This is a genomic window from Streptomyces sp. P9-2, from assembly GCF_051903975.1.
Classification (GTDB): domain Bacteria; phylum Actinomycetota; class Actinomycetes; order Streptomycetales; family Streptomycetaceae; genus Streptomyces; species Streptomyces cellulosae.
The window spans coordinates 5,354,688-5,377,449 of record NZ_CP192633.1 but is presented as its reverse complement, the minus strand read 5'-3'; the positions used below and the strand labels follow the sequence as shown (position 1 = coordinate 5,377,449).

Below are 22,762 nucleotides of genomic sequence, written 5' to 3'. Positions count from 1 at the left end.
GGTCACATTTGTCGTACAACTGATCGAATGTCAGCGGCGGCGCACCCCGGGCGACACCGCGAACCGCCCCACGGCCCAGAAGAGCGCGAGCGTGATGAGGGCGAGGACCGCCACCAGCGTCGCCCCGCCGACGACCTTCTCGTAGTCGCGCTGGTAGAGGCCGTCGACGACGTACCGGCCCAGTCCGCCGAGGCTGACGTAGGCGCCGATGGTGGCCGTGGACACGATCTGGACGGCGGCGGACCGCAGGCCGCTGAGGATCAGCGGGAGCGCCACCGGCACCTCCACCCGGAACAGGATTCCGGGCTCGGGCATGCCCATCCCGCGCGCCGCGTCGACGGGTGCGGGATCGACGGTGCGGACCGCCTCGTACGTGGTCACCAGGATGGGCGGCACGGCGAGCACGACCAGCGGAATCATCACGGGCAGCAGACCGAAGCCGATGAGCAGCACGGAGAGCACCAGCAGGCCGAAACTGGGCAGCGCGCGGGCTGCGTTGGCGACGACGGCGATCGCGTTGCCGCCGCGTCCGGTGTGCCCGGTCAGCAGTCCGACGGGCAGGCCGACGGCCGCGGCGACCGCGAGGGCCAGGAGCGTGTACTGGACGTGTTCCAGGAAGCGGGACGGGATGCCGTCGTAGCCGTGCCAGTGGGCGCTGTCGCCGAAGAACGCCTGGACGAAGTTGAGGACGTTCACCGGGCGGCGCCCTTCGTGAGGAGTTCCTCGTGCGGGGCGGCGGTCCGCTCCCGTCCGGAGCGGGGCATCCACGGGGTCAGCACGCGGCGCAGGGCGACCAGCGCGACGTCGCACAGGACCGCGAGGAGCGCCGTCGTCAGCACGGCGTTCGCCGCGAGTTCGGGCCGGTCGTACTTCAGCCCGGCGGCCATCAGGTTGCCGAGGGCGCCCTGGTTGCCGATGAGGGCGCCGACGCTCACCAGGGAGATGCTGGACGCGGTGGCGACCCGCAGTCCCGCGATGATCGCGGGCGCGGCGATCGGCAACTGCACCTGCAGATAACGCCGTACAGGGCCGAAGCCCATGGCGGTGGCGGCCGAGAGCGTCTCGTCCGGCACCGAGCGCACACCGTCGGCGATCGCCGGTACCAGCACGACCAGGCTGTAGAGGGCGAGCGGGATCATCACGGTCAGCTCGGTCTGGCCGGTGTAGTCGATGAGGACGACGAAGAAGGCGAGGGAGGGCACCGCGTAGAGGATGGTCGTCAGGCCGAGCACCGGCGGGTACAGCCAGCGGAACCGGTCGCACAGCAGCGCCAGCGGCAGGGCGAGCAGCAGGCCCGCGGCCACCGGCAGCAGGGCCTCGCGCAGATGCATCCCGATCAGGCCCGTCCAGGTGTTCTGGAGGTCGCTGGGGATGTCGAAGAAGCCGTTCATCCGGCGACCTTCTCGTCCTCGCCGCGCGCCGGGTCCTCGCCCGCATCCGGTTCCGCGTGGGTGTGCGCGGCGCGGATGGCCTCACCGATGGTCTGCTGGGAGACCACGCCGGTCACCTTGCCGTCCGCGTCGGCGGCGACCGCCCAGCCGGTGGGCGAGAGGACCGCGCAGTCGAGGGCGGCCCGCAGCGAGTCGACGCCGGGCCGGAACGGCCGCCCGTACGACAGCAGCCGGTCACCGTCGCTCCCCCGCTCCCGCCAGCCGCGCGGGCGGCCGTCGGCGTCGGTCACCAGCAGATACGGCGCCTCCACGGCGGCGAGGCGTTCCGCGGGCGCGTCGGCCGGGACCACCGCGTCGGTGGTCAGCTCCAGCGCGTCCGAGGTGTAGAAGGACAGCCGGCGGATACCGCGGTCGGCGCCGAGGAAGTCCTCGACGAAGGCGTCCGCCGGGTTCGACAGCAGCTCGGCGGGCGGCGCGTACTGGGCGAGCCGGCCGCCCTCGCGCAGCACGGCGACCATGGTGCCGAGCTTGATGGCCTCGTCGATGTCGTGGGTGACGAAGACGACGGTCTTGCCCAGCTCGTCCTGGAGGCGCAGCAGTTCGTCCTGGAGTCCCTTGCGCACCACCGGGTCGACGGCCGAGAACGGCTCGTCCATCAGCAGCACCGGCGGGTCCGCGGCGAGCGCCCGCGCCACCCCGACGCGCTGCTGCTGGCCACCGGACAGCTGGTACGGGTAGCGCCTGGCGAGGGAGGCGTCCAGCCCCACCCTCTCCATGAGTTCCGCCGCCCGCTCCCGCGCGCGCTGCTTGCCCCAGCCGAGCATGCGGGGCACGGTCGCGATGTTGTCGGCGATGGTGCGGTGCTGGAAGAGGCCCGCGTTCTGGATGACGTACCCCATGTTGCGGCGCAGGGTCGTCACCGGCTGCCGCTGGACGTCCTCGCCGTCGAGGAGGATGGTGCCCTCGGTGGGCTCGACCATCCGGTTGATCATGCGGAGGGTGGTGGTCTTGCCGCAGCCCGAGGGGCCGACGAGGACGGTGATCGAGCGGTCGGGGATCTCCAGCGACAGCCGGTCGACCGCCACCGTGCCGTCCGGGTACCGCTTCGTGACTGAGTCGATCCGTATCAAGACGCCGCTTGCCCTTCGGGTGGCAGAAGATGGTCGGCCGAGGTCGACCGCGCCGTGTGCCGGTCGAGTGTAGACGTCGGCACCGACGGGGCCCCGGGGAAATGCGCGGGACCCCCGGCGTCGGGGCGGCCGGGGCCACGCCGCCACCTGCCCGGATCGCGGCGGGTCAAACCACCTTCTCCGACCTGCCGGGGCGTCGGGCGTCTTTCGGCTTCCTGTCGGTTCGCTGTCGATCGCATCCCGGTCGTGCAGCGGCCTCGGGCGGGAGGGGTGCGGTGGCGCAGTATGGGCGGGTGGACAGAGTGCGACTGCTCGTGGTGGACGACGACCCTCCGATAGCCGACCTGGTGGCGACGGTCGCCCGGTACGAGGGGTGGGAGGCGGTCACCGCCCACACCGGCGAGGAGGCGCTGCGTCGCGCGGACGTGTTCCGCCCGGACATCGTGGTGCTCGACCTGATGCTGCCGGACGTCGACGGCTTCGGCGTGCTGGACGGGCTGCGCCGCTCCGGGCGGATGGTGCCGGTGGTGTTCCTCACCGCGCGGGACGGGGTCGCCGACCGGGTGGCGGGCCTGACCCGGGGCGGGGACGACTACCTGGTGAAGCCGTTCGCGGTCGAGGAGCTGATGGCGCGCCTGCGGACGGTTCTGCGGCGCAGCACGGGTCTGGATTTCCCCCGCTCGGTGCTGCGCGTGGGCGATCTGACGATGGACGAGGACACCCGGGAGGTGCGGCGCGGCGAGCATCTGCTGGCGCTCACCCCGACCGAGTCCGAGGTGCTGCGGTACCTGATGCGCCGCTCGCCCACCGTGCTGACGAAGGCGCAGATCCTCGACCATGTGTGGGAGTACGGCTTCGGCGGCCGGTCCAACGTGGTGGAGCTGGTGGTCAGCCGGCTGCGGCGCAAGCTGGACGCGACCGGCGCGCCGCTGATCCGGACCGTGCGGGGCTTCGGGTACGTGATCCGTCAGGCGGGCGAGTGAGGGCGGCCGCCCGGCGGCTGCGGGACACCTACCGGCGGATGCGGCTCGGCACCCGCCTGGCGCTGGGTCTCGGGGTGCTGTCGCTCGCGGTGTTCGCGGTCGTCGGCACGGCCCTCACCGCCTAGATGCGGGACTATCTCGAGCAGCAGCTCGGCGAGCAGCTGAAGCTCATCCAGACCGTGCAGGCCAAGGACGCGGCGGCGCACGGCACGGTGCGGCGCAAGCCGTACTACGGCTGGTACACGGCGGTGTACGACGTCAGCGGCGGCTCGGTCGCGCTGCGCCGGCCGGCCGATGTGCCCGAGGACACCCGGCCGCTGGCCGAACTGGCGCGGGCGATGGCCCACTCCGACACGGAGCTGATGCGCACGGCGCGGATCGAGGGGGAGGGCACGTACCGGCTGCGCGGCTGCGAGGTGGAGCCGGGGGTGGTGCTGGTGAGCGCGGCCCCGGTGGAGGACGTGGAGAAGACCGTCGAACGGCTGGTCACCGTGCAGGTGGTGGTGTTCGCGCTGGCCCTGATGGCGCTGGTGGTGTTCGGGCGGCGGATGCTGCGGCGCGGGCTGAAGCCGCTGAGCGACATGGCGCACACCGCGCACGGCATCACGTCGCACGACCTGACCGAGTCCGCGGCCCGGCTTCCGCTCCGCGCGGACGGACGCGACGGCGGACGCGAAGTGGCCGAGCTGCGCACGGCGTTCAACACGATGCTGGAGCACATCGACGATTCCCTCGCCGTCCGCGCGGAGGCGGAGCTGCGGCTGCGCCGCTTCGTCGCGGACGCCTCGCACGAGCTGCGCACCCCGCTGATGTCGGTGCGCGGCTACGCGGACCTCTTCCAGTACGCGGCCGCGAACGAACCCGCCGAGCGGGAGAAGCACTTGGCGCGGCTGCGCGCGGAGGCGGCACGGATGGGCATTCTGCTGGACGACCTGCTGCTGCTCGCCCGGCTGGACGCGGCGGAGGTGGAGGCGCCGCTGCGGACGGAGGTCACGGACCTGAGGGAGCTGGCGCAGCAGGCGGCGGACGCGTTCCGTGCGGGCCGCCCGACGCATCCGCTCACGGTGACGGACCGCGCCACCGGGCCGCTGGTCCTGCGCCTCGACCCCCAGCGCATACGCCAGGTGCTGGACAACCTGCTCGCCAACGCCGCCGTGCACACCCCGCCCGGCACCCCGGTGACCGTGGCACTCGAGGCCACCGCCGGCGCGGCCCTGGTACGGGTCACCGACGCGGGTCCCGGCATCCCGGCGGACCACCGGGACCGGGTCTTCGACCGCTTCTACCGCGTCGACAAGGCCCGCACCCGCGACCGCGGCGGCAGCGGCCTCGGCCTGGCGGTCGCCCGCTCCCTGGTCCGCGCGCACGGCGGCGACATCGGCCTGACGAGCAGGCCGGGCGCGACGGTGTTCACGGTGCGTTTGCCGTCCCGGGGTCTTACGGAGGTGTGACGTACCGGGCGCGCAGCCGTCTCCGGGCCGAGGACGGGCTTAGCGTGACGCCATGCGTGTGCTGGTCACCGGCGGTGCCGGTTTCATCGGATCCCATGTCGTCACGGCGCTGCGGGAGCGCGGGCACGACCCCGTGGTGTTCGACGTCCGCGCCGACCCGGCGTCGGACGTCCGCGCGCCGGACGCGGTGCGGGCAGCCCTCAGGGGCGTGGACGCGGTGTGCCACCAGGCGGCCATGGTCGGCCTGGGCACGGGCTTCTCGGACGCGCCCGAGTACGTGGCCCGCAACGACCTCGGCACGGCGGTCCTGCTGACCGCGATGGCCGAGGCGGGCCTACGGCGGCTGGTGCTGGCGGGCTCGATGGTGGTGTACGGCGAGGGCCGCTACGAGTGCGCCGAGCACGGTGTCGTACGGCCGGGTCCGCGCGCCGAGGAGGACCTGGCGGCCGGCCGCTTCGACCCCCCGTGCCCGGTCTGCGGGGCCGCCCTCGCCCCGGGCCTGGTCGCCGAGGACGCCCCGGCCGACCCGCGCAACGTGTACGCCACGACCAAGCTGGCGCAGGAACACCTGGCCGCAGCGTGGGCCCGCGCGACGGGCGGTACGGCGGTGTCGCTGCGCTACCACAACGTGTACGGCCCCGGCATGCCCAGGGACACCCCGTACGCGGGGGTCGCGTCCTTCTTCCGCTCGGCCCTGGCCCGAGGCGAGGCCCCCCGCGTCTTCGAGGACGGCAGCCAACGCAGGGACTTCGTCCACGTGAGGGACGTGGCATCGGCCAACGTGACAGCCCTGGAGGCGGACCCGCGGCCCGGCGCCCTCACCCCGTACAACACGGGCAGCGGCATCCCGCACACGGTAGGCGAGATGGCCCAGGCCCTGTCGAAGGCCCACGGCGGCCCCGCTCCGGTCGTCACAGGCGAATACCGCCTGGGCGACGTACGCCACATCACGGCGGACTCGACGCGCCTGAGGACGGACCTGGGCTGGAAGCCGGAAGTCACCTTCGAGCAAGGAATGAGGGAGTTCGCCGCAGCTTCTTGAGGAACACGGGGATCAGCACGCCTCAAGGGGCGCGGGGAACTCCGCGCTCAACCCCCACCGGCCCGCAGTCAACCCCCCCCGGCAACCCCCCTCAGGGGCGCGGGGAACTGCGCGACAAACCCCCGCCGGCCCGCGGCGAAGATGAACCCTCACCCCGCCAGAGGCAACGTCACCTCGAACCGACACCCACCCTCGACATTCCGCACCACCGCCCTCCCCCGATGCGCCTCCACAATCCCCCGGACGATCGCCAACCCCAACCCCGCCCCCGCCGGAGGCGTCCTCGCATCGCTCCCCCGCCACCCCGTGTCGAACACCCGAGGCAGATCCTCCTCGGGAATCCCCCCGCACCCGTCCGTCACGGACAACACAACCCCCTCCCCCGCCCGCCGCGCGGACACCGCGACCGTCCCGTCCTCCGGCGTCCGCCGGATCGCGTTCACGAGCAGATTCCCCAGCACCCGACTCATCTCCCGCCCGTCCACCTCCACCGGCACAGGCTCCACCCCGTCCCCCACGAGCCGCACCCCGTGCTCACGAGCGAGCGGATCCGCCCCGGCCAGCGCGTCACCGACAAGGTCGTACACACTCATCCGCGCGGGCGACAGCGACAACGCCCCCGCGTGAATCCGGGACAGCTCGAAAAGGTCCCCGACCATCTCGTTCAACCGCTCCACCTCCGTACGGATCTGCTTGAGGTACCGGTCGGGCTCGGCTGCCACCCCGTCCTCCAACGCCTCCGCCATGGCCCGCAGCCCCGCAAGAGGCGTCCGCAGATCATGCGAGATCCAGGCGACTAGCTCACGCCGCGAGGACTCAAGCGCCCTCTCCCGGTCCCGCGACTCCGCGAGCTTCACACTGGTGGCCTCCAACTCCCGGCTCAGCGCGGCGAATTCAGCAGTCGCCGGCCCGTCCGGGGCGGCGAAGTCCCCACCGTCCCCGAACGACCTGGCGGCCATGGCGAGTTCACGGCTCCGGGCGACAACCCACCGCCCCAGCAACAACGCGGTGACGAGCGAGACGACCGCCGCCATGGCCACCACCGTCGTCACCACACTCAGGTCGTGCGCCGACAGGAACATCGCGCGGGCGACGGCCAGCGTCCCCGCCAGCATCGCGGCGACCGCGACGGCGGCGACGACCGCGAGGTGCGCGGTCAGCGACCGCCGGCGGATCAGCAGCAGGACGCCCGCGCCGAGCACCCCGGCCGTGGTGGCGCCGAGGAACGCGAACAGGGCGATGAGCAGAGCGTCGCGCACCACGCTCACCCCTCTTCCGTCGTAGCGGGGTCGAAGCGGTAACCGACGCCCCACACGGTGCGGATGAGCCGGGGCCGGGCGGGGTCGTCCTCGACCTTGCCGCGCAGCCGCCGCACATGGACGGTCACGGTGGACAGATCACCGAAGTCCCAGCCCCACACCTCCCGCATCAACTCCTCACGCGCGAAGGCGCGCCCGGGGTGGGCCAGAAAGAATGCGAGCAGGTCGAACTCCCGTACGGTCAGAGCAAGTTCGGCCCCGCCCTTCGTAACCCTCCGAGCCCCGGGATCGACCACAAGCCCCGCGGCCCGCAGCACCCCCGAACCACCGGAGGCGTCTTCCACCGGCCGCACGCGCCGCAGCACCGACCCCACCCGCAGTACCAGCTCCCGCGGGCTGAACGGCTTGGTGACGTAGTCGTCGGCCCCGACCTCCAGGCCGAGGATCCGGTCGTCCTCGTCGCCGCGCGCGGTGAGCATGATGACCGGCACCGGACCCTGCCCGCGCATCCTGCGGCACACCTCGAGGCCGTCCATGCCGGGCAGCATGAGGTCGAGGACGACCAGGTCGGGCCGGTGGGCGGCGGCGCGGGCGAGGGCGTCGGGGCCGTCGCCGGCCCGGTCGACGACGTAGCCGGCGCGGTCGAGGTAGCCCGTGACGATCTCGGCGACGGTGGGGTCGTCGTCGACGACGAGGACCCGGGCTCCGGCCCCGTCGCCGGTGGGTGGCTGCTCCATGCCGTCCAGCCTCGCACCCCGCGCGCGCGAGGCGTCCGGGGCGGGCGCGGACGTCCGAGTTTCGTAAGGAGCCGATGCCCGGTATGCCCGTTTCGCGTTCGTAGGGTGAGAGCCGTGACCACCTCCCCCGAACCCATCCCCGAGCCACCGCCGAGCGGCCCGACGGCCCCCGTGGACGTCGTACTGCCGTGTCTCGACGAGGCCGCCGCACTTCCCTGGGTGCTGCGCCGCATCCCGCCCGGCTGGCGGGCGCTCGTCGTCGACAACGGTTCCACGGACGGCTCCGACCGCATCGCCCGCGAACTCGGCGCCACGGTCGTGCGCGAGACGCAACGCGGCTTCGGCGCCGCCTGCCACGCCGGACTGACCGCGGCCACCGCCGAGATCGTCTGCTTCTGCGACTGCGACGCATCCCTGAACCCCTCGGAGCTGGTGCCGTTCGTCGACGAGATCCGCGCGGGCGCGGCCGACCTGGTGCTGGGCCGGCGCCGTCCGCAAGGGCGGGGCGCCTGGCCGCCGCACGCCCGCGCCGGGAACGCGGCCCTCTCCCTGCTGCTGCGCCGCCGTACCGGACTGCGGCTGCGCGACCTGGGCCCGCTGCGGGCGGCCCGGCGCGAGGAGTTGCTCGCGCTGGACCTGACCGACCGGCGCAGCGGCTACCCGCTGGAGATGGTGGTGCGCGCCGCCGACGCCGGCTGGCGGATCACCGAGCACGACGTGCCGTACACCCCGCGCACCGGCGCCTCCAAGGTGACCGGCACCTGGCGCGGCACCTTCCAGGCCGTGCGGGACATGAGCCGGGTGCTCAAGGAGCCGCCCGCGCGCGAACAGGAGCCGTCCAGGCGCGAGGGAGTGACGCGGTGACGACGTCGGAGGTGACGCTGCTGGTCATCGCCAAGGAGCCGCGGCCGGGCCGGGTGAAGACCAGGCTGACCCCGCCGTTCGCCCCGGAGGAGGCGGCGACGCTGGCGGAGGCCGCGCTCGCCGACACCCTCGACACGGTGGTGCGTACGCCAGCGCGGCGGCGGGTGCTGGTCCTCGACGGGGAGCCGGGGCCGTGGCTGCCGGCCGGTGTGGAGGTCGTGCCGCAGTGCTCGGGCGGTCTCGACGAGCGGCTGGCCGGCGCGTTCGCCGGGTGCGACGGGCCCGCCCTGCTCATCGGCATGGACACCCCGCAGGTGACGCCGGAGCTGCTGACGGTGGACTTCGCGGACTGCGACGCCTGGTTCGGCCCGGCGGCGGACGGCGGCTTCTGGGCGCTGGGCCTGGCCGACCCCGATCCGGAGCTGCTGCGCGGGGTGCCCATGTCGACGCCGCACACAGGGGCCGCGCAACGGGGACGTCTTGACGGGCTGCGGGTACGGGACCTGCCGTTGCTGCGGGACGTGGACACGGCCGAGGACGCGGCGGCCGTGGCGGACGCGGCGCCTGGCGGGCGGTTCGCCGCGCGGCTGGCCCGGCTGACGGCGGCCCGCCGGTGAGCGGGGCACGCGCGACGGCCACGCCCCGCCTGGGCCCCCGGCGCACCCCCGGCCGTTCCTCCCCGACCGCTGACCCCGCCTGGTCGGCCGACCCGTACGCCGACGCGCTACGCGCGGGCCGGGGCCCGCTCTTCCTGCGCCGCACGGACGGCTGGCTGCTGCCGCTGGACGTGGAACGCTGGTGCGCGGACCCTGACCCGGCCGACCTCGACGTCCTGGCCCGCTGCGAGGGCGCGGTGCTGGACGTGGGCTGCGGACCCGGCCGGCTGGTGGCCGCGCTCGGCGGGCAGGGACGTCAGGCGCTCGGCATCGACGTCAGCGAGGCCGCGGTGGCGCACACGGTCCGGCGCGGCGGACGGGCGCTGCGGGCCTCGGTGTTCGACCGGCTGCCCGGCACCGGGCGCTGGGACACGGCGCTGCTGATGGACGGCAACATCGGCATCGGCGGCGACCCGCACGCCCTGCTGGCCCGGCTGGCGCGGCTCCTCACGGCGGACGGCCTGCTTCTCGTGGAGACGGTGCCGTACCCGGACGTCGACGAACGCCTCACGGTCCAGCTCACCGCCCCGCACACCACCCCGGGCACCCCCTTCCCATGGGCGCGCCTCGGCACCCCGGCCCTGCTGAGCCGCGCCCGCGCGGACGGCTGGCGCGTGGCGGACCGATGGTCCACGGACACCCGCACCTTCGTGGCCCTGCGGACGCCCGCGACGCGGACAGAGCCACTCCGGAGCCCCGTCAGTTCCCCGCCCCCGGCCGCCTCCTCCCCCCACGCACCGCGAACAGCACCGCCGACCCGCCGAACAGCGCCGCAGTGATCAGCAGCCAGCGGGCCGCGAAGCCGTCGGCGGAGAGGGCGGTGACGGCCTGGTACCGCTCCGACACCCGGCCGGAGATCAGCGGGAACCACACCAGGAGCAGCAGCCCGGACAGGGCGGCCGGGACGCGGACGTGGTTCACCCAGGCCGTGCGGCCGGCCGTGACGGTGATCAGGGCGCGGTCGGCCGCCGCGTACAGCGGCAGCAGCACCAGGTCGTGGACGATCGCCGCGCCCACGAACCAGACGGTGATCATCAGCCAGTCGCCGTCGAGCAGCCGCACCCCCGCGTAAGCACAGAGCGCGAACGAGCACAGCAGCACCAGCAGATGGAAGGGACTGCCCAGCACCGGCCGGGGCATCCGCTCGGCCACGGGACCTCTCCTCACAGCTCGCCGAAGGTCAGCCGTGTGACCCACTTGGTGTTGAGCACGCCGGGCGCGGCCGGGACGACGACGCGGGCCGGGTATCCGTGGTCCGGGGTCAGGTCGGCGCCGTTGACCGACAGGGCCAGCAGGGAGCGCCCGTCGGCGACCTGACCTGCGCTCAGGGCGGCGTGCCGCCAGGTGCCGCGCAGTTGCAGCGACTCCACGTACACGTCGGCCGGTTCGTCGTGTCCGACCAGCGCGGCGAGGTCCCGCAGCCGTACGCCCCGCCACGCCTGGTCGGAGGTGGACCAGCCCTCGACGCAGGCGATGGGCAGGGCGGCGTCGTGCTGCTCCATGGCGAGCAGGTCGGCCCTGGTGAGCCGTACGGTCCGGGTGCGGCCGGTGACGGTCAGCCGCCAGGTCTCCTCGGTGGTGTCGTCGGGGCGGATCCCGGCGTGGTCGGCCGTCTTGTTGACCTGGAACGCGCCGGGGCCGTGGCCCGGTTCGGGGCCGCCGTGCGGGGCGAGGACGGCGGTCTGGCGCAGGGGTCCGTCGATGCTGCGTCCGGCGGAGGTGGCGACGAGCAGCAGGGAGGCCCCGCCGACCAGGCCGAGGGCGCCGCGCCGGGTCACGGTCGGCGGGTCCGGCCGTGGCGCGGTCAGTTCCTCGTCCGGCTCCTCGTCCTCCCCGCGCCGCATGCGCCGCAAGTTCCGGAAGGCAGCCGGCGCCTTGAGCACGACGTGCGCGAGGAACGCGCCGAAGAAGACCCACGCGCCGTAGAAGTGCAGGGAGTAGAACGAGCCGGGGAAGATGTAGTCGAGCTGGATGTTGAGGATGCCGGTGACGAACTGGAACAGCGCGCCGCCGACCAGCAGGATGAGCGAGATCCGCTCCAGGGCGTGGGTGACGGAGCGGGCCGGCGGCAGGGTGAAGAGTTTCGGCACGACCGACCACAGCTTGGCCAGCAGCACCGGTACGAGCCCCAGGCCGAGGGTGACGTGGACGCCCTGGGTGAGCCGGTAGAGCCAGGGCGGGTCGGTGGGCCAGGAGAACAGGTAGAAGCCGAGGACGCCCTTGTCGGGGGTGCGGTCGTTCACCGGCGACAGATCCGGGTTGTACGCCGCGTACGACACCAGGCCCGTCACGAACAGGATCGTGATGCCGGCGAGCAGCACCACGCCGAGCACCGAGGTGAACCAGGTGCCGCGCAGCGGGCTGCGCCAGAAGTCCGGCGAGAAGGGGCCGCGCGGGAGGCGGCCGGGGAGGGAAGACCGTGCCATGTGCCGACGGTAGGTCGGCGCGGTGCCCGGAAGGGGTCCGCAACCGGTGACGAAACGCTGACGTCGCCGCTCGTCAGCCGCTTGCCGCAGGCCGGGCGGCCTAGCGTGTGACGTCGTGAAGCGCACTCCTGACCGCACGGACCTCCACGGCCCGCGTGTCCGCCCCGGCGCGGCGGCCGACACCTGCGCCGTGGCCGCCGCCGCGCTGCTGGTCCTGGCCGCCGCCCTGATCGGCACGCACCTGCAGGACCGCTACGGCGTCCTCCGCGTCGGCCGGCCGCCCCTCGTGGGCGACTGGATGCCGCACGTCGGCCCGGGCACCCCGGCCGCGCTCGTGGTCGCCGTGGCGGTGGTGGCGTGCGGGCCGTCGGTCGCGGCGCGGCTGCCGTGGCGGCCGCTGCTGCTCGCCGTGTGGGGCGGGGCGCTCGCCTGGACGTGGTCGCTGGCCCTGGTCGACGGCTGGCGGCGGGGGGTCGCCGGACGGCTGACCACCCGGCACGAGTACCTCCAGGTGATCGGCCGCTTCCAGGACATCCCGGCGGCCCTGCGGGACTTCCACGCGCACATCCTCATCGGCGCCCCCGACAACTGGCCGGCGCACGTGGCGGGGCACCCGCCGGGCGCCACGCTCACCTTCGTGCTGCTGGACCGGATCGGGCTGGGCGGCGGGGCGTGGGCCGGGGCGTTCGTCCTCACCGCCGGCACCACGGCGGCCGTCGCCGTCCTGGTCACCGTGCGGCGGCTCGCCTCCGAGGACCTCGCGCGCCGGGGCGCGCCCTTCCTCGTCCTCGCTCCCGCGGCGATCTGGACGGGCACGTCCGCCGACGGCTGGTTCGCGGCGGTCGCCGCCTGGGCGCTCGCCCTGCTGTCCCTCGCCGTCACCGGCCGGCGCCCGGTGTGGACGGGCCTCGGCGCGGGGCTGCTGTTCGGCCTGACGGTGTACCTGTCGTACGGGCTCACCCTGATGGCGGTGCCCGCCGTTGCCGTCCTGCTGCTGGGCACGCGGCGACTGCGGGCGCTGCCGTACGTGGTGGCCGGATTCCTGGTGGCGCCGGTCGTGTTCACGGCGCTCGGCTTCGACTGGTGGGAGGCGTACCGGCTGCTGGTGACCCGCTACTACCAGGGCGCGGGCGGTGTCCGCCCGTACGGCTACTGGGTGTGGGCGAACCTGGCGTGCACGGTGCTGATGGTGGGCTCCGCGACGGTGGCGGGGCTGCGTCGGGGCGGCGCGGAGCTCTGGAGGTCCGGCCGTGCGGCCGCCCTCCGGGAGCCGGCGCCCCGGCTGGCGCTCCTCGTCGGGGCCGCGCTGGTGGCGCTGCTGGTCGCGGATCTGTCCGGGATGAGCAAGGCGGAGACGGAGCGCATCTGGCTGCCGTTCGCCCTGTGGCTGCTGCCCGCCTGCGCGTACCTGCCCGGTCCGCGCGCATGGCTTGCCGGGCAGGCGGCACTGGCCCTGCTCCTCAACCACCTGGTGCTGACCGGGTGGTGAGGAGCGGGGCCGGCGGCTCAGGAGCCGGCGGTGCGCAGCTTCAGCGAGATGCTGTTGATGCAGTACCGCTGGTCCGTGGGCGTCGGGTAGCCCTCGCCCTCGAAGACGTGCCCGAGGTGCGAGCCGCAGCGGGCGCAGCGCACCTCGGTGCGCACCATGCCGTGCGAGCGGTCCTCGACCAGCTCGACGGCGTCGGTGTCCTTCGGGTCGTAGAAGGACGGCCAGCCGCAGTGCGACTCGAACTTGGTGTCCGAGGTGAACAGCTCCGCGCCGCAGGCACGGCAGGAGTAGACGCCCTCGGTCCTGGTGTCGGTGTACTCACCGGTGAAGGCCGGTTCCGTCGCCGCCTGGCGCAGAACCGCGTACTCGGACGGCGACAGCTCCGCGCGCCACTGCTCGTCCGGCTTCTCCACGTCGTACGGCATGAGGTTCCAGCCCCTTACTTCGGCAGTCGGTCCAGGATGCGCGGGCCGAGGTCGGTGACGTCGCCCGCTCCCATGGTGAGAACCAGATCGCCGGGCCCGGCCATTCCCGCGACCGCCGCGGGGACCTCCGCCGCGTCGTGGACGGCCGTCACGTCCGCGCCGGCCGCGCGGGCCGCCTCGATGATCAGCTCGCTGGTGACGCCGGGGATCGGGTCCTCACGGGCCGGGTAGATGTCGAGGACCAGCAAGGCGTCGGCGAGGGCGAGGGCGACGCCCATCTCCTTGCCGAGCTCGCGGGTGCGGGAGAACAGGTGGGGCTGGAAGACCACCAGGATGCGGGCGTCCCCGGCGGCGGAACGCATCGCCTCCAGGTCTGCGGTCATCTCGGTGGGGTGGTGCGCGTAGGAGTCGATGACCTGGACGCCGGCCGCCTCGCCCTTGAGCTGGAGGCGGCGCTTGACGCCGGTGTACGCGGCCAGCGCGGGCGCCAGCTCGGCGGCGGGGACGCCCAGCGCGACACCGGCGGCGAGGGCGGCGACCGCGTTGTGCGCGTAGTGCCTGCCGGGCACCGACACGGTGAAGGTGAGCGGGGCGCCGTCCAGCTCGACGGTCACCTCGCTCTTCAGGCCCTGCGGGACGACCGACAGCACCCGCACGTCGGCGTCCGCGGACTCGCCGTACGTGACGGTCCGCACGGAGCCGTCCAGGCGGCGGGTCAGCTCGCGGGCGCCCTCGTGGTCGGCGGAGATCACCAGCGTGCCGCCGGGGACGATCCGGCCGACGAACGTCTCGAAGGACTCGTGGATCTCCTCCATCGACGCGTAGTTCGCGTGGTGGTCCAGTTCCACGTTGAGGATGATCGCGACCTCGGGCGCGTACGTGTGGAAGCTGCGGTCGGACTCGTCGGCCTCGGCGACGAAGATCTCGCCCGCGCCGTGCAGCGCGTTGGAGCCGGGGGCGTCCAGGTCGCCGCCGATGGCGTACGACGGCTCGCGGCCCAGCTCGGTGAGGGCGACCGCCAGCATGGAGGTGGTGGTGGTCTTGCCGTGGGTGCCGGCCACCGCGATCGGGCGCAGGCCGTCCATCAGGGCGGCGAGGGCGTCGGAGCGGTGCACCACGGGGATGCCCAGCTCGGCGGCGCGCCGCAGCTCCGGGTTGTCCTCGCGGATCGCGGAGGAGACCACGACGCAGCTGGCGTCGTCGGCGAGGTGCGCGGCGGCGTGCCCGATGTGCACGGTGACGCCGAGGGCGCGCAGGGCCTCGGCGGTCGCCGAGTCCTTGGCGTCGCTGCCGGCCACCTTCGCGCCGCGCTGGGCGAGGATCTTGGCGATGCCCGACATCCCGGCGCCGCCGATGCCGATGAAGTGCGGTCGGTCCATGGCGGTAGGAAGGCCGGGTGCCATGCGTGTTCTCCCAGTGGTGCGACGAGCGGGACGACGGTCTTCGCGCCCTCGCGTGCCGAGCCGCGAGAGCGCCGCCCCAGCCTATGCCTTGCTGTGGGAGAAGAGTTTCAGCACCGGCACCCCGACCTTGTGGCGGGCCCGGGAGGCCCAGTCGCGGTGGAAGAACTCCTCCACGTAGTGCGGGTCGGTCAGGACGATCACCTCGTCCGCGTTCACCTCTTCGACGAGCTTCCTCAACGCGTCCAGCGGGTGGTCCTCGACGAGGCGGCCCTCGGCGGTGTCGCCGGTGGTGCGCAGCGCCTTCAGGGACACCTCGAGCGCCCGCTCCCCCATGCTCCGGGCCTCGTCGCCCTCGGGGGTCTCGGCCTCGCGCACGGCCTCGTCGATCTCGCCGAGCGCGACGTCGTCGATGGCTCTCAGCAGCCGGTCGGCCTGTTCCCCGCGTGGCTGGAGCAGGACGTGGAAGGCGACCGGCTCGTCGCCGTGCAGGGTGGTGACGAACTCCACGTCGGCGGACGTCAGGGCCTTCTCGATCATCAGTACGCTTGTGAACACCAGGCGCCCCTCTACTCCTCGGAGGGCTCGCGGACCCTCGCTGCTCCGTGGGCCGAGCCAGGCCCCCGCGGAGATCATCCTTCCCCGTGCGGGCGCGAGTACGGCCGGATTCAGTCTCGCCCTTCACCGCACGGGACGGGCCGGCGGTTCCGCCGATCGCCGGACCGGCAGGCTTCGTCGTCGTACCGGTTGTCCTTTCCACAGGCGGTTCCACCCCCGGCCGGGCCGGTCAGGCCCGCCGGTAGCGCGTGAACAGGAATCCGTCCTCCTCCAGCATCGACGACAGCGTGAACCGCCGCGGAACTGTCACTGAGGGTCCACCGGCGATGCGCTGAGCGTCACCCGCCGTGAGCATCGGGGAGACGGTGAGGCAGAGCTCGTCCAGCACGCCGGCGGCGATCAGCTGGCCGAGCAGCCGGGGTCCGCCCTCGGTCAGCAGGCGGGTGTGCCCCCGCTCGGCGAGAGCGTGCACGGCCCGGCCGGGGTCCACCCCGGCGCCCTCCCCCGCGACGACCACGCGGGCGCCCGCCTTCTCGGCGGCGGCGACGCGCTGCGGATCGGCGGCGGCGCCGGTGAGGACCAGGGTGGGCACCAGCGGAGAGGTGAACAGGGGCAGCGAGAAGTCGAGGTCCAGGCTCGCCGAGACCACCGCGATCGCGGGCGCCGGGCCCTGTCCCGCGGCCTCGCGTGCGGCGGCGAACTCGGCCCGGGCGCGGGCCGGGCGGTAGCCCTCCTGCCGTACCGTTTCCGCGCCGACCACGACCGCGTCCGCGAGGGCCCGCAGCACGCCGAAGATCCGCATGTCGGCGGGGCAGGAGATGGGCTGCGAGCGGCCCTCGTGCTGGGCGGCGCCGTCGAGGGTGGAGACCATGTTGCCCCGCAGCCAGGGCGCGGGGCCGTCGGGACCGGGCTCCGGGTAGGCGTAGGCGGCGGCCAGCTCGGCCAGGCTCCACTCCCGGGCGTCCGCCCCGCCGGCGGCTGCCGTCTCGTCGGTCACATCGGTCACGGGGAACAGGCGTCGCATGTCAGGCAGTCTTCCACGCCCCGTACGATGGGGGACCGTGTCGTCCTCCGCTGCCTCCCGCCCCGGTCCGATAGCCGACGTGGCTCCGCTCTCGCTGTGCGCCCGCGAGCCGCACGTCCCCGCGGACCGGCTCGTCGCCGAGATGGTGCCGCCGCCGCGGTTCGACGCCGTCCGCTTCGGTACGTACATCCCGGACCCGAACCAGCCGAGCCAGACCGAGGCCGTGCGCGTCCTCGAGGGCTTCGCGGCGGGTCTCGACGGGAAGCAGGGCGGGGACTCGGGCCGGCGCCGGCTGTTCGGCTTCGGCAAGGCCCCGAAGAAGGCCCCCTCCGGGCCGCGCGGCGTCTATCTGGACGGCGGCTACGGCGTCGGCAAGACGCACCTGCTGGCCTCCCTGTGGCACGCCACCCCGGCCGAGCCGGCGCTCAAGGCGTTCGGCACGTTCGTGGAGCTGACGAACCTGGTGGGCGCGCTGGGCTTCCAGCAGACCGTGAAGACGCTCTCCGGGCACCGGCTGCTGTGCATCGACGAGTTCGAGCTGGACGACCCGGGCGACACCGTCCTGGTCTCGACCCTGCTCGGCAAGCTGGTCGAGGCGGGCGTCGCGCTCGCCGCCACCTCCAACACGCTGCCCGGCAAGCTCGGCGAGGGCCGCTTCGCGGCGGCCGACTTCCTGCGGGAGATCCAGGGCCTGTCGGCGCACTTCCGCGCGCTCAGGATCGACGGCGAGGACTACCGGCACCGGGGCCTGCCCGAGGCGCCGCCGCCGTACTCCGACGACGTGGTGACCCGGGTGGCCCACGCCACCGAGGGCGCGTCGCTGGACGCCTTCCCCGACCTCCTCGACCACCTCGCCCGGGTCCACCCCAGCCGCTACGGCGCCCTCACCGACGGCATCGGCGCGGTGTGCCTCACCGGGGTGCGGCCGGTGCCGGACCAGTCGACCGCGCTGCGGCTCGTGGTCCTCGCGGACCGGCTCTACGACCGTGAGGTGCCGGTGCTCGCGTCGGGGCTGCCGTTCGACCAGCTGTTCAGCGAGGAGATGCTGAAGGGCGGCTACCGCAAGAAGTACTTCCGGGCGATCTCCCGGCTCACCGCTCTGGCCAGGGACGCCAAGCGGCTCGCGGACACCGTCTGACACCTCGCCGCACGGACGTTCGACACCCGAACGGACCATCGGCGGCCACGGAAGTGATCCCGCCAACCCATGTGTTCTTTTCGGGCTGAGTGCGGCGCGGCCCTCCGATGAGACGGTGCAAACGGCCACGCAGGGTTACCGTGTTTCTTGACCAACCGTTGACCTTGCGCGGACCTGTGGCACACGGTGCGAACCACCTTGTCAGGTGCGCGTGTTGCGAGGTCGGGCGACCGACGGCCGCACCCCGGGCCCTTGCCGTCGCTTTACCTCGGCCACCCCGTCCCGCGCCTTCCGCGGCCTTCGCATCCGCGCATACGGCCCGTCACCACGCGGGCCGGTGATCAGCGGGACCGGTCCTCGTCATGCCCGTCCGACGCGTCCCCACACGCGCCAGGAGGAAACAGATGCACCGCCCTTACGTCGACCACCCCCGCTCGTCCGGCCGGCGCCCCGAACCGTCCGCCGCGACACCTTCCGGGCGCCTGTCCCCCGGTGCCGTACCGCCCCCCGCCGACGCCCAGCGCCGCGCCCGCCGGGCGTGCCGGACCCGGTGAGGGCCCGCGTGCACCGCTTCCCGCATCTGCGGCAGGACGTCGCCGCCTCGCTCGTCGTGTTCCTCGTCGCCCTCCCGCTCTGCGTCGGCGTCGCCGTCGCCTCCGGGGTCCCCGCCGAACTCGGCCTCGTCACCGGCATCGTGGGCGGTCTGGTGACCGGCCTGCTGCCGGGCAGCAGCCTCCAGGTGTCCGGCCCCGCCGCCGGACTCACCGTGCTGGTCTACCAGGCGGTGGACTCCTACGGGCTCCCCGCGCTCGGCGTGATCGTGCTCGTGGCCGGGCTGCTCCAGCTCGCCATGGGGGCGCTGCGGCTCGGCCGCTGGTTCCGGGCGATGTCGTTGTCGGTGATCGAGGGCATGCTGGCCGGCATCGGCCTGGTCCTCATCGCCGGCCAGCTCTATGCCGCCGCCGGGCTCGAGGCGCCCGCCGGGGGCGTCGACAAGCTCCTCGGGATGCCCGGGGCCGCCGCGGACGCGCTCGCCGGCCGGGAGGCGCTCGCCTCGCTGGCGGTCGGCGCGGGCACCGTCGTGGTGATGGTGCTGTGGCGGCGCCTGCCCGGACCGGCCGGGGCCGTGCCGGGCGCGCTCGCCGCGGTGCTGCTGGCGACGGCGGTCACGGCGGCGTTCGCCGTGCCGGTCTCCACGGTCGAGGTGACGGGCCTGCTCGCGTCCGTCCAGCCGCCCGGAGCCGACGCCTTCGGTGTCCTCACGGACGTGGGCGTGCTGGGCACGATTCTCGCCTTCGCCCTCATCGCCTCCGCGGAGAGCCTGTTCAGCGCGGCGGCGGTGGACCGGCTGCACACCGGTCCGCGCACCCGCTACAACCGGGAGCTGATGGCGCAGGGCGCGGGCAACACGGTCTGCGGTCTGCTCGGCGCGCTGCCCATGACCGCGGTCATCGTGCGCAGCTCGGCCAACGTCCAGGCGGGCGCCAGAACCAAGGCGTCCCGGGTGCTGCACGGGGTGTGGCTGCTGCTGTTCGCGGCGCTGCTGCCGTCCGCCCTCGCGTGGATCCCGCTGCCGGCGCTGGCGGGCATCCTGATCCACGCCGGCTGGAAGCTGATCCCGTTCCGGGGGCTGGTCTCCCTGTGGCGCGGCCAGCGGGGCGAGGCGCTGATCCTGGTCGTCACGGCCGTGTCGATCGTCGTGGTGAACATGTTCGAGGGCGTGCTGATCGGTCTGGCGCTGTCGGTGGTGAAGACGGCCTGGGAGTCCTCGAAGGTCAAGCTGGAGGTCATGGACAAGGGCGCGGGCCCCATTCAGGTCCACCTCTCCGGCAACGCGACGTTCCTGCGCCTCCCGAAGATCCTGGACACCCTGGAGTCCCTCCCCCAGGACCGCCCGGTCGAACTCGACCTCACGTCCCTGCACCACCTGGACCACGCGGTCAGCACGGCCCTGAGCCACTGGGCGGAACGGCACGGGGCGGATGCACCGCCGGTGCGGTTGACCGGCTGACGCTGCGGTGCCCTCCGGGGGTTCGCCGGTTCCGGGCGCGACTCGGCCCCGGGCCGGTCCGGGCGCGGGGCCGGCTCCCCGGCTGGCTGGGGTGCGGGCCCCTGAGCGGGGCCAGGGCCCGCGGGCCCGTCCCGGCGCACGCGTGCGCCGGGACGGGCCCGGCCCCCGGCTTCCGGGGCCGCCACTTCCCCGAGGCACGACTCACCGGGGTGCGACTCACCGGGGTGCGAAGCGCCCCGTGGGAAGCCGGGGGCCGGGCCAGGTTCCCGGGACACATGCGGGTCGCGTGGTTCCCGTGATCGGCGGCAGGTGATAGACACGGCGGGGTCACAGTTCCTGTCCGCCAGCAGGAAGGTTTCCCCATGTCAGAAAACGGGTCCCCCCACGGCTCCACGGCAACAACCCGGCGCCAGATGCTCGCCCGTTCCGGCGCCGTCGGTGTCGGTATCGCCTTCACCGGCGCCCTCTCCGAACTGTTCACCGAGACCGCGGCCGCGCAGAACCTCGGCCACCACGGCTACGGCGACCTGGTTCCCGACCCCGACGGACTGCTCGACCTGCCCAAGGGATTCCGCTACACCGTGCTCTCCAGGGAGGGCGACCAGCTCCGCTCCGGTGAGGGCCCCGTCCCCTCCAACCACGACGGCATGGCCGCCTTCGCCGGCCGGCACGGCCGTACCCACCTGGTCCGCAACCACGAGAACCGCCACACCGGCAGAGCCCCGGTCCCGGTGATCGACGGGCTGACGTACGACCCGCAGGGCAAGGGCGGGTGTACCGCGCTCACCCTCGACCGCAGCGGCCGCGTGGTCGACGAGCGGGTGGCCATCGCCGGCACGGCCGTCAACTGCGCGGGCGGGCCCACCCCGTGGAAGACCTGGCTGACCTGCGAGGAGACCGAGGACAGGGCCGGCACCAACGGCTACACCAAGGACCACGGCTTCATCTTCGAGGTGGACGGCGCCGACCCGCGCCGCACCGGCGCCGTACCGCTGACCGCTATGGGCCGCTTCCAGCACGAGGCGATCGCGGTGGACCCGCAGCGGGGCGTGGTCTACGAGACGGAGGACGCCTTCGAGCGCCCCTTCGGCCTGTTCTACCGCTTCCTGCCGAAGAAGCCGCTCGGCGGCACGGGTTCGCTGCGCGCGGGCGGCAAGCTCCAGGCGATGCGGGTGCCCGGCGTGCCGGACCTGTCCTCGATCCAGGAGATCGGCGCCCGCTTCGACGACATCGAGTGGGTGGACGTCCCCGACCCGCTGGCCGCCGAAACGCCCATCCGTTTCCAGGACTTCGGCCCGAAGGGCATCACCCACGCGCAGAAGCTGGAGGGCTGCTACTGGGGCGGCCGCTCCGTCTACTTCGTGTCGTCCTTCGCCCGCGCCTCGGACGGGTCGGCCGCCGACCACTACGGCCAGATCTGGCGCTACGACCCTGACCGCCGCCGCCTCACTCTGGTGATCGTCTTCGGCCCGGACACCGACATCCAGCTGCCCGGCGAGTCCCCGGACAACATCTGCCTCGCGCCCAGCGGCGGTCTGATGGTGTGTGAGGACGGCGGCGGCGCCCAGCACGTGTACGGCGTCACCCGGCGCGGCGAGGTCTACCCGATGGCGCGCAACCGCCAGAACACGGGCACGGCCGAGGACCCGGAGTGGGGCGAGTTCGCGGGCGTCACGTTCTCCCCGGACGGCCGGACGATGTACGTCAACGTCTACGACCCGGGCACGACGTTCGCCGTGACCGGCCCCTGGCGCCGGTAACAGCGGAAGGTACGGATGGGAGGGAGGGCGGGCGAGTGCCGCGCCCGCCCTCCCTCTCCCCTTCCGTCAGTCCTTCAGCAGCGCGTCCATCTGGCCGACGGCCTGGCTCATGCCCTCGACCATGCCCATCTCGGCCAGCCGCTCCATCTGCTCCCGGGTGTCGAACACGGACCGCAGCTCCATGCGCGTGCCGTCCTCGTGCCCGGTGAGCGTCATCCGGACCGTGGTGACCGGCATCTCCGGGTCCGGCTTCCCGTCCTGGTCGGCGAAACCGTCGGTGAACTCGAGGGACGTCGGCGGCGTGACCGACGAGATCCGCCACCAGCCGCCGTACTTCTCGCCCTCCGGCCCGGTCATGTAGTACTTCACGCCGCCGCCGGGGGTGAGGTCGTGCTCCTCGACGGTCGCCGGGAATCCGGGCGGGCCCCACCAGCGCTCCAGCAGCCGCGGGTCGGCCCACAGCTGCCAGACCCGCTCCACCGGTGCGGTGAAGTCCGCGACGAGGGTGAACGTGAGAGCGTCGACGTCCTTGTCGACACGGGTGAGAGTCATCCGTCCGGTCCTTTCCTGTTGGCGTTCCTGTCGCTTCCGTACGCGGGCCTCAGCCGGTGTCCGGGCCGCCGCCCTCCTCCTCGGAGAGCAGGCCGGACATCCGGTCCACGCGGGCCCGCCAGGCCGACTCCAGCGCGTCGAGGGCCTGCCGCGCGCGGGCCACCGCGTCGGGGTCGGTGCGTACGAGCTGTTCCCGTCCGCGCCGCTCCTTGGTGACCAGCCCCGCCCGCTCCAGCACCGTGACGTGTTTCTGCACCGCGGCGAAGCTCATCGGGTACGCGGCGGCCAGCCGTGACACGGACAGCTCACCGCGGACGCAGCGGCGCAGCATGTCGCGCCGCGTCGCGTCGGCCAGCGCGTGGAACAGCCGGTCCACGGCCCGGTCGGCCTCGTCCATCCCATCTACAACCATTTGGTTGTACGTTACGCCCGCGACCGCCCTCCGGCAACCGCACGGCGCCGCCGG

22 protein-coding genes and 1 pseudogene are annotated in these 22,762 nt (G+C 73.6%); 10 read left to right on the top strand and 13 right to left on the bottom strand.

The annotated features are described in order from the left end of the window. Positions 1-30: 30 nt before the first annotated feature. The 3 genes from ACQY0Z_RS24475 to ACQY0Z_RS24465 are packed head-to-tail and all read right to left on the bottom strand — an operon-like array spanning position 31 to position 2,521. Positions 31-696 carry an ABC transporter permease gene (locus tag ACQY0Z_RS24475; RefSeq protein ID WP_189899185.1) on the bottom strand — a complete coding sequence of 222 codons (666 nt, stop codon included), beginning with the start codon at positions 694-696 and terminating at the stop codon, positions 31-33. Continuing rightward, positions 693-1,391 carry an ABC transporter permease gene (locus tag ACQY0Z_RS24470; RefSeq protein ID WP_189899187.1) on the bottom strand — a complete coding sequence of 233 codons (699 nt, stop codon included), beginning with the start codon at positions 1,389-1,391 and terminating at the stop codon, positions 693-695. The genes ACQY0Z_RS24475 and ACQY0Z_RS24470 overlap by 4 nt, the downstream gene beginning before the upstream one ends. Then, positions 1,388-2,521, bottom strand: coding sequence for an ABC transporter ATP-binding protein (locus ACQY0Z_RS24465; protein WP_439812811.1), 1,134 nt, complete (start codon positions 2,519-2,521; stop codon positions 1,388-1,390). The genes ACQY0Z_RS24470 and ACQY0Z_RS24465 overlap by 4 nt, the downstream gene beginning before the upstream one ends. 293 nt (positions 2,522-2,814) lie before the next feature. On the opposite strand from ACQY0Z_RS24465, the gene ACQY0Z_RS24460 reads away from it, so the two are divergent. The 3 genes and pseudogenes from ACQY0Z_RS24460 to ACQY0Z_RS24450 all read left to right on the top strand — a co-directional run bounded on the left by ACQY0Z_RS24460 (position 2,815) and on the right by ACQY0Z_RS24450 (position 5,997). Next, positions 2,815-3,504 (top strand): response regulator transcription factor, encoded by a 690-nt coding sequence (locus ACQY0Z_RS24460; protein ID WP_254588396.1) that lies wholly within the window; start codon positions 2,815-2,817, stop codon positions 3,502-3,504. A 38-nt stretch (positions 3,505-3,542) separates the two neighbouring features. After that, a pseudogene (locus ACQY0Z_RS24455) lies at positions 3,543-4,955 on the top strand (sensor histidine kinase). Positions 4,956-5,007: 52 nt separating this feature from the next. Then, on the top strand, positions 5,008-5,997 hold the full coding sequence (locus tag ACQY0Z_RS24450) for an NAD-dependent epimerase/dehydratase family protein (RefSeq protein WP_439812810.1): 990 nt from the start codon (positions 5,008-5,010) through the stop codon (positions 5,995-5,997). A 149-nt stretch (positions 5,998-6,146) separates the two neighbouring features. On the opposite strand, the gene ACQY0Z_RS24445 is transcribed toward ACQY0Z_RS24450, so the two are convergent. Together ACQY0Z_RS24445 and ACQY0Z_RS24440 are read right to left on the bottom strand one after the other, a co-directional pair. Continuing rightward, on the bottom strand, positions 6,147-7,256 hold the full coding sequence (locus tag ACQY0Z_RS24445; protein ID WP_189899326.1) for an ATP-binding protein: 1,110 nt from the start codon (positions 7,254-7,256) through the stop codon (positions 6,147-6,149). Positions 7,257-7,261: 5 nt separating this feature from the next. Next, positions 7,262-7,993, bottom strand: coding sequence for a response regulator transcription factor (locus ACQY0Z_RS24440; protein ID WP_189899194.1), 732 nt, complete (start codon positions 7,991-7,993; stop codon positions 7,262-7,264). Between the two features lie 105 nt (positions 7,994-8,098). Between ACQY0Z_RS24440 and ACQY0Z_RS24435 the strand changes: the two genes are divergently transcribed. Genes ACQY0Z_RS24435 through ACQY0Z_RS24425 form a run of 3 tightly spaced genes read left to right on the top strand, consistent with a single transcriptional unit; the run spans position 8,099 to position 10,292 of the window. Then, positions 8,099-8,857 carry a glycosyltransferase family 2 protein gene (locus tag ACQY0Z_RS24435; protein WP_381727307.1) on the top strand — a complete coding sequence of 253 codons (759 nt, stop codon included), beginning with the start codon at positions 8,099-8,101 and terminating at the stop codon, positions 8,855-8,857. Next, positions 8,854-9,474, top strand: a complete 621-nt coding sequence (locus tag ACQY0Z_RS24430; protein ID WP_439812809.1) for a TIGR04282 family arsenosugar biosynthesis glycosyltransferase — start codon at positions 8,854-8,856, stop codon at positions 9,472-9,474. Before ACQY0Z_RS24435 ends, ACQY0Z_RS24430 begins: the two co-directional genes overlap by 4 nt. Further along, positions 9,471-10,292, top strand: a complete 822-nt coding sequence (locus ACQY0Z_RS24425) for a class I SAM-dependent methyltransferase (protein ID WP_439812808.1) — start codon at positions 9,471-9,473, stop codon at positions 10,290-10,292. Before ACQY0Z_RS24430 ends, ACQY0Z_RS24425 begins: the two co-directional genes overlap by 4 nt. Here the strand turns inward: ACQY0Z_RS24425 and ACQY0Z_RS24420 are convergent. Further along, on the bottom strand, positions 10,213-10,653 hold the full coding sequence (locus tag ACQY0Z_RS24420) for a hypothetical protein (RefSeq protein ID WP_189899329.1): 441 nt from the start codon (positions 10,651-10,653) through the stop codon (positions 10,213-10,215). The two genes, ACQY0Z_RS24425 and ACQY0Z_RS24420, sit on opposite strands and share 80 nt — an antisense overlap. Before the next feature lie 23 nt (positions 10,654-10,676). Then, complete coding sequence (locus ACQY0Z_RS24415) at positions 10,677-11,939, bottom strand: molybdopterin-dependent oxidoreductase (RefSeq protein WP_439812807.1); 1,263 nt, start codon at positions 11,937-11,939, stop codon at positions 10,677-10,679. Between the two features lie 115 nt (positions 11,940-12,054). On the opposite strand from ACQY0Z_RS24415, the gene ACQY0Z_RS24410 reads away from it, so the two are divergent. Then, a complete protein-coding gene (locus ACQY0Z_RS24410; protein WP_439812806.1) occupies positions 12,055-13,428 on the top strand; it encodes a hypothetical protein in 1,374 nt (457 codons plus the stop codon). A gap of 17 nt (positions 13,429-13,445) precedes the next feature. Here the strand turns inward: ACQY0Z_RS24410 and msrB are convergent, their stop codons facing one another. The 4 genes from msrB to ACQY0Z_RS24390 form a co-directional block, all read right to left on the bottom strand. Further along, positions 13,446-13,853, bottom strand: a complete 408-nt coding sequence (gene msrB, locus ACQY0Z_RS24405) for a peptide-methionine (R)-S-oxide reductase MsrB (protein ID WP_189899204.1) — start codon at positions 13,851-13,853, stop codon at positions 13,446-13,448. Positions 13,854-13,867: 14 nt separating this feature from the next. After that, positions 13,868-15,256, bottom strand: a complete 1,389-nt coding sequence (gene murC / locus ACQY0Z_RS24400; RefSeq protein WP_439812805.1) for a UDP-N-acetylmuramate--L-alanine ligase — start codon at positions 15,254-15,256, stop codon at positions 13,868-13,870. A gap of 81 nt (positions 15,257-15,337) precedes the next feature. After that, a complete protein-coding gene (locus ACQY0Z_RS24395; RefSeq protein ID WP_026243616.1) occupies positions 15,338-15,811 on the bottom strand; it encodes a hypothetical protein in 474 nt (157 codons plus the stop codon). Between the two features lie 229 nt (positions 15,812-16,040). Next, positions 16,041-16,835, bottom strand: a complete 795-nt coding sequence (locus tag ACQY0Z_RS24390; RefSeq protein ID WP_189899208.1) for a pyrimidine reductase family protein — start codon at positions 16,833-16,835, stop codon at positions 16,041-16,043. Here ACQY0Z_RS24390 and zapE point away from each other — a divergent pair. The 3 genes from zapE (at position 16,834) to ACQY0Z_RS24375 (ending at position 21,744) form a co-directional block, all read left to right on the top strand. Next, complete coding sequence (gene zapE / locus ACQY0Z_RS24385; RefSeq protein ID WP_254587703.1) at positions 16,834-17,973, top strand: cell division protein ZapE; 1,140 nt, start codon at positions 16,834-16,836, stop codon at positions 17,971-17,973. The two genes, ACQY0Z_RS24390 and zapE, sit on opposite strands and share 2 nt — an antisense overlap. 562 nt (positions 17,974-18,535) lie before the next feature. Then, positions 18,536-19,984: a SulP family inorganic anion transporter gene (locus ACQY0Z_RS24380; RefSeq protein ID WP_254587704.1), complete on the top strand. Its 1,449-nt coding sequence runs from the start codon at positions 18,536-18,538 to the stop codon at positions 19,982-19,984. Positions 19,985-20,346: 362 nt separating this feature from the next. After that, a complete protein-coding gene (locus ACQY0Z_RS24375) occupies positions 20,347-21,744 on the top strand; it encodes an alkaline phosphatase PhoX (RefSeq protein ID WP_347225448.1) in 1,398 nt (465 codons plus the stop codon). Between the two features lie 66 nt (positions 21,745-21,810). Here the strand turns inward: ACQY0Z_RS24375 and ACQY0Z_RS24370 are convergent, their stop codons facing one another. After that, on the bottom strand, positions 21,811-22,296 hold the full coding sequence (locus tag ACQY0Z_RS24370) for an SRPBCC family protein (RefSeq protein WP_189899210.1): 486 nt from the start codon (positions 22,294-22,296) through the stop codon (positions 21,811-21,813). Between the two features lie 49 nt (positions 22,297-22,345). Then, positions 22,346-22,708 carry a metalloregulator ArsR/SmtB family transcription factor gene (locus tag ACQY0Z_RS24365; RefSeq protein WP_189899211.1) on the bottom strand — a complete coding sequence of 121 codons (363 nt, stop codon included), beginning with the start codon at positions 22,706-22,708 and terminating at the stop codon, positions 22,346-22,348. Between the last annotated feature and the right edge of the window lie 54 nt (positions 22,709-22,762).

Coding starts and splice junctions, on each gene's coding strand:
- ACQY0Z_RS24375 (WP_347225448.1), top strand. CDS start 20,347: ATGTCAGAAAACGGGTCCCCCCACGGCTCCACGGCAACAACCCGGCGC.
- ACQY0Z_RS24370 (WP_189899210.1), bottom strand. CDS start 22,296: ATGACTCTCACCCGTGTCGACAAGGACGTCGACGCTCTCACGTTCACC.
- msrB (WP_189899204.1), bottom strand. CDS start 13,853: ATGCCGTACGACGTGGAGAAGCCGGACGAGCAGTGGCGCGCGGAGCTG.
- zapE (WP_254587703.1), top strand. CDS start 16,834: ATGTCAGGCAGTCTTCCACGCCCCGTACGATGGGGGACCGTGTCGTCC.
- ACQY0Z_RS24440 (WP_189899194.1), bottom strand. CDS start 7,993: ATGGAGCAGCCACCCACCGGCGACGGGGCCGGAGCCCGGGTCCTCGTC.
- ACQY0Z_RS24450 (WP_439812810.1), top strand. CDS start 5,008: ATGCGTGTGCTGGTCACCGGCGGTGCCGGTTTCATCGGATCCCATGTC.
- ACQY0Z_RS24390 (WP_189899208.1), bottom strand. CDS start 16,835: ATGCGACGCCTGTTCCCCGTGACCGATGTGACCGACGAGACGGCAGCC.
- ACQY0Z_RS24365 (WP_189899211.1), bottom strand. CDS start 22,708: ATGGTTGTAGATGGGATGGACGAGGCCGACCGGGCCGTGGACCGGCTG.
- ACQY0Z_RS24470 (WP_189899187.1), bottom strand. CDS start 1,391: ATGAACGGCTTCTTCGACATCCCCAGCGACCTCCAGAACACCTGGACG.
- murC (WP_439812805.1), bottom strand. CDS start 15,256: ATGGCACCCGGCCTTCCTACCGCCATGGACCGACCGCACTTCATCGGC.
- ACQY0Z_RS24415 (WP_439812807.1), bottom strand. CDS start 11,939: ATGGCACGGTCTTCCCTCCCCGGCCGCCTCCCGCGCGGCCCCTTCTCG.
- ACQY0Z_RS24420 (WP_189899329.1), bottom strand. CDS start 10,653: ATGCCCCGGCCGGTGCTGGGCAGTCCCTTCCATCTGCTGGTGCTGCTG.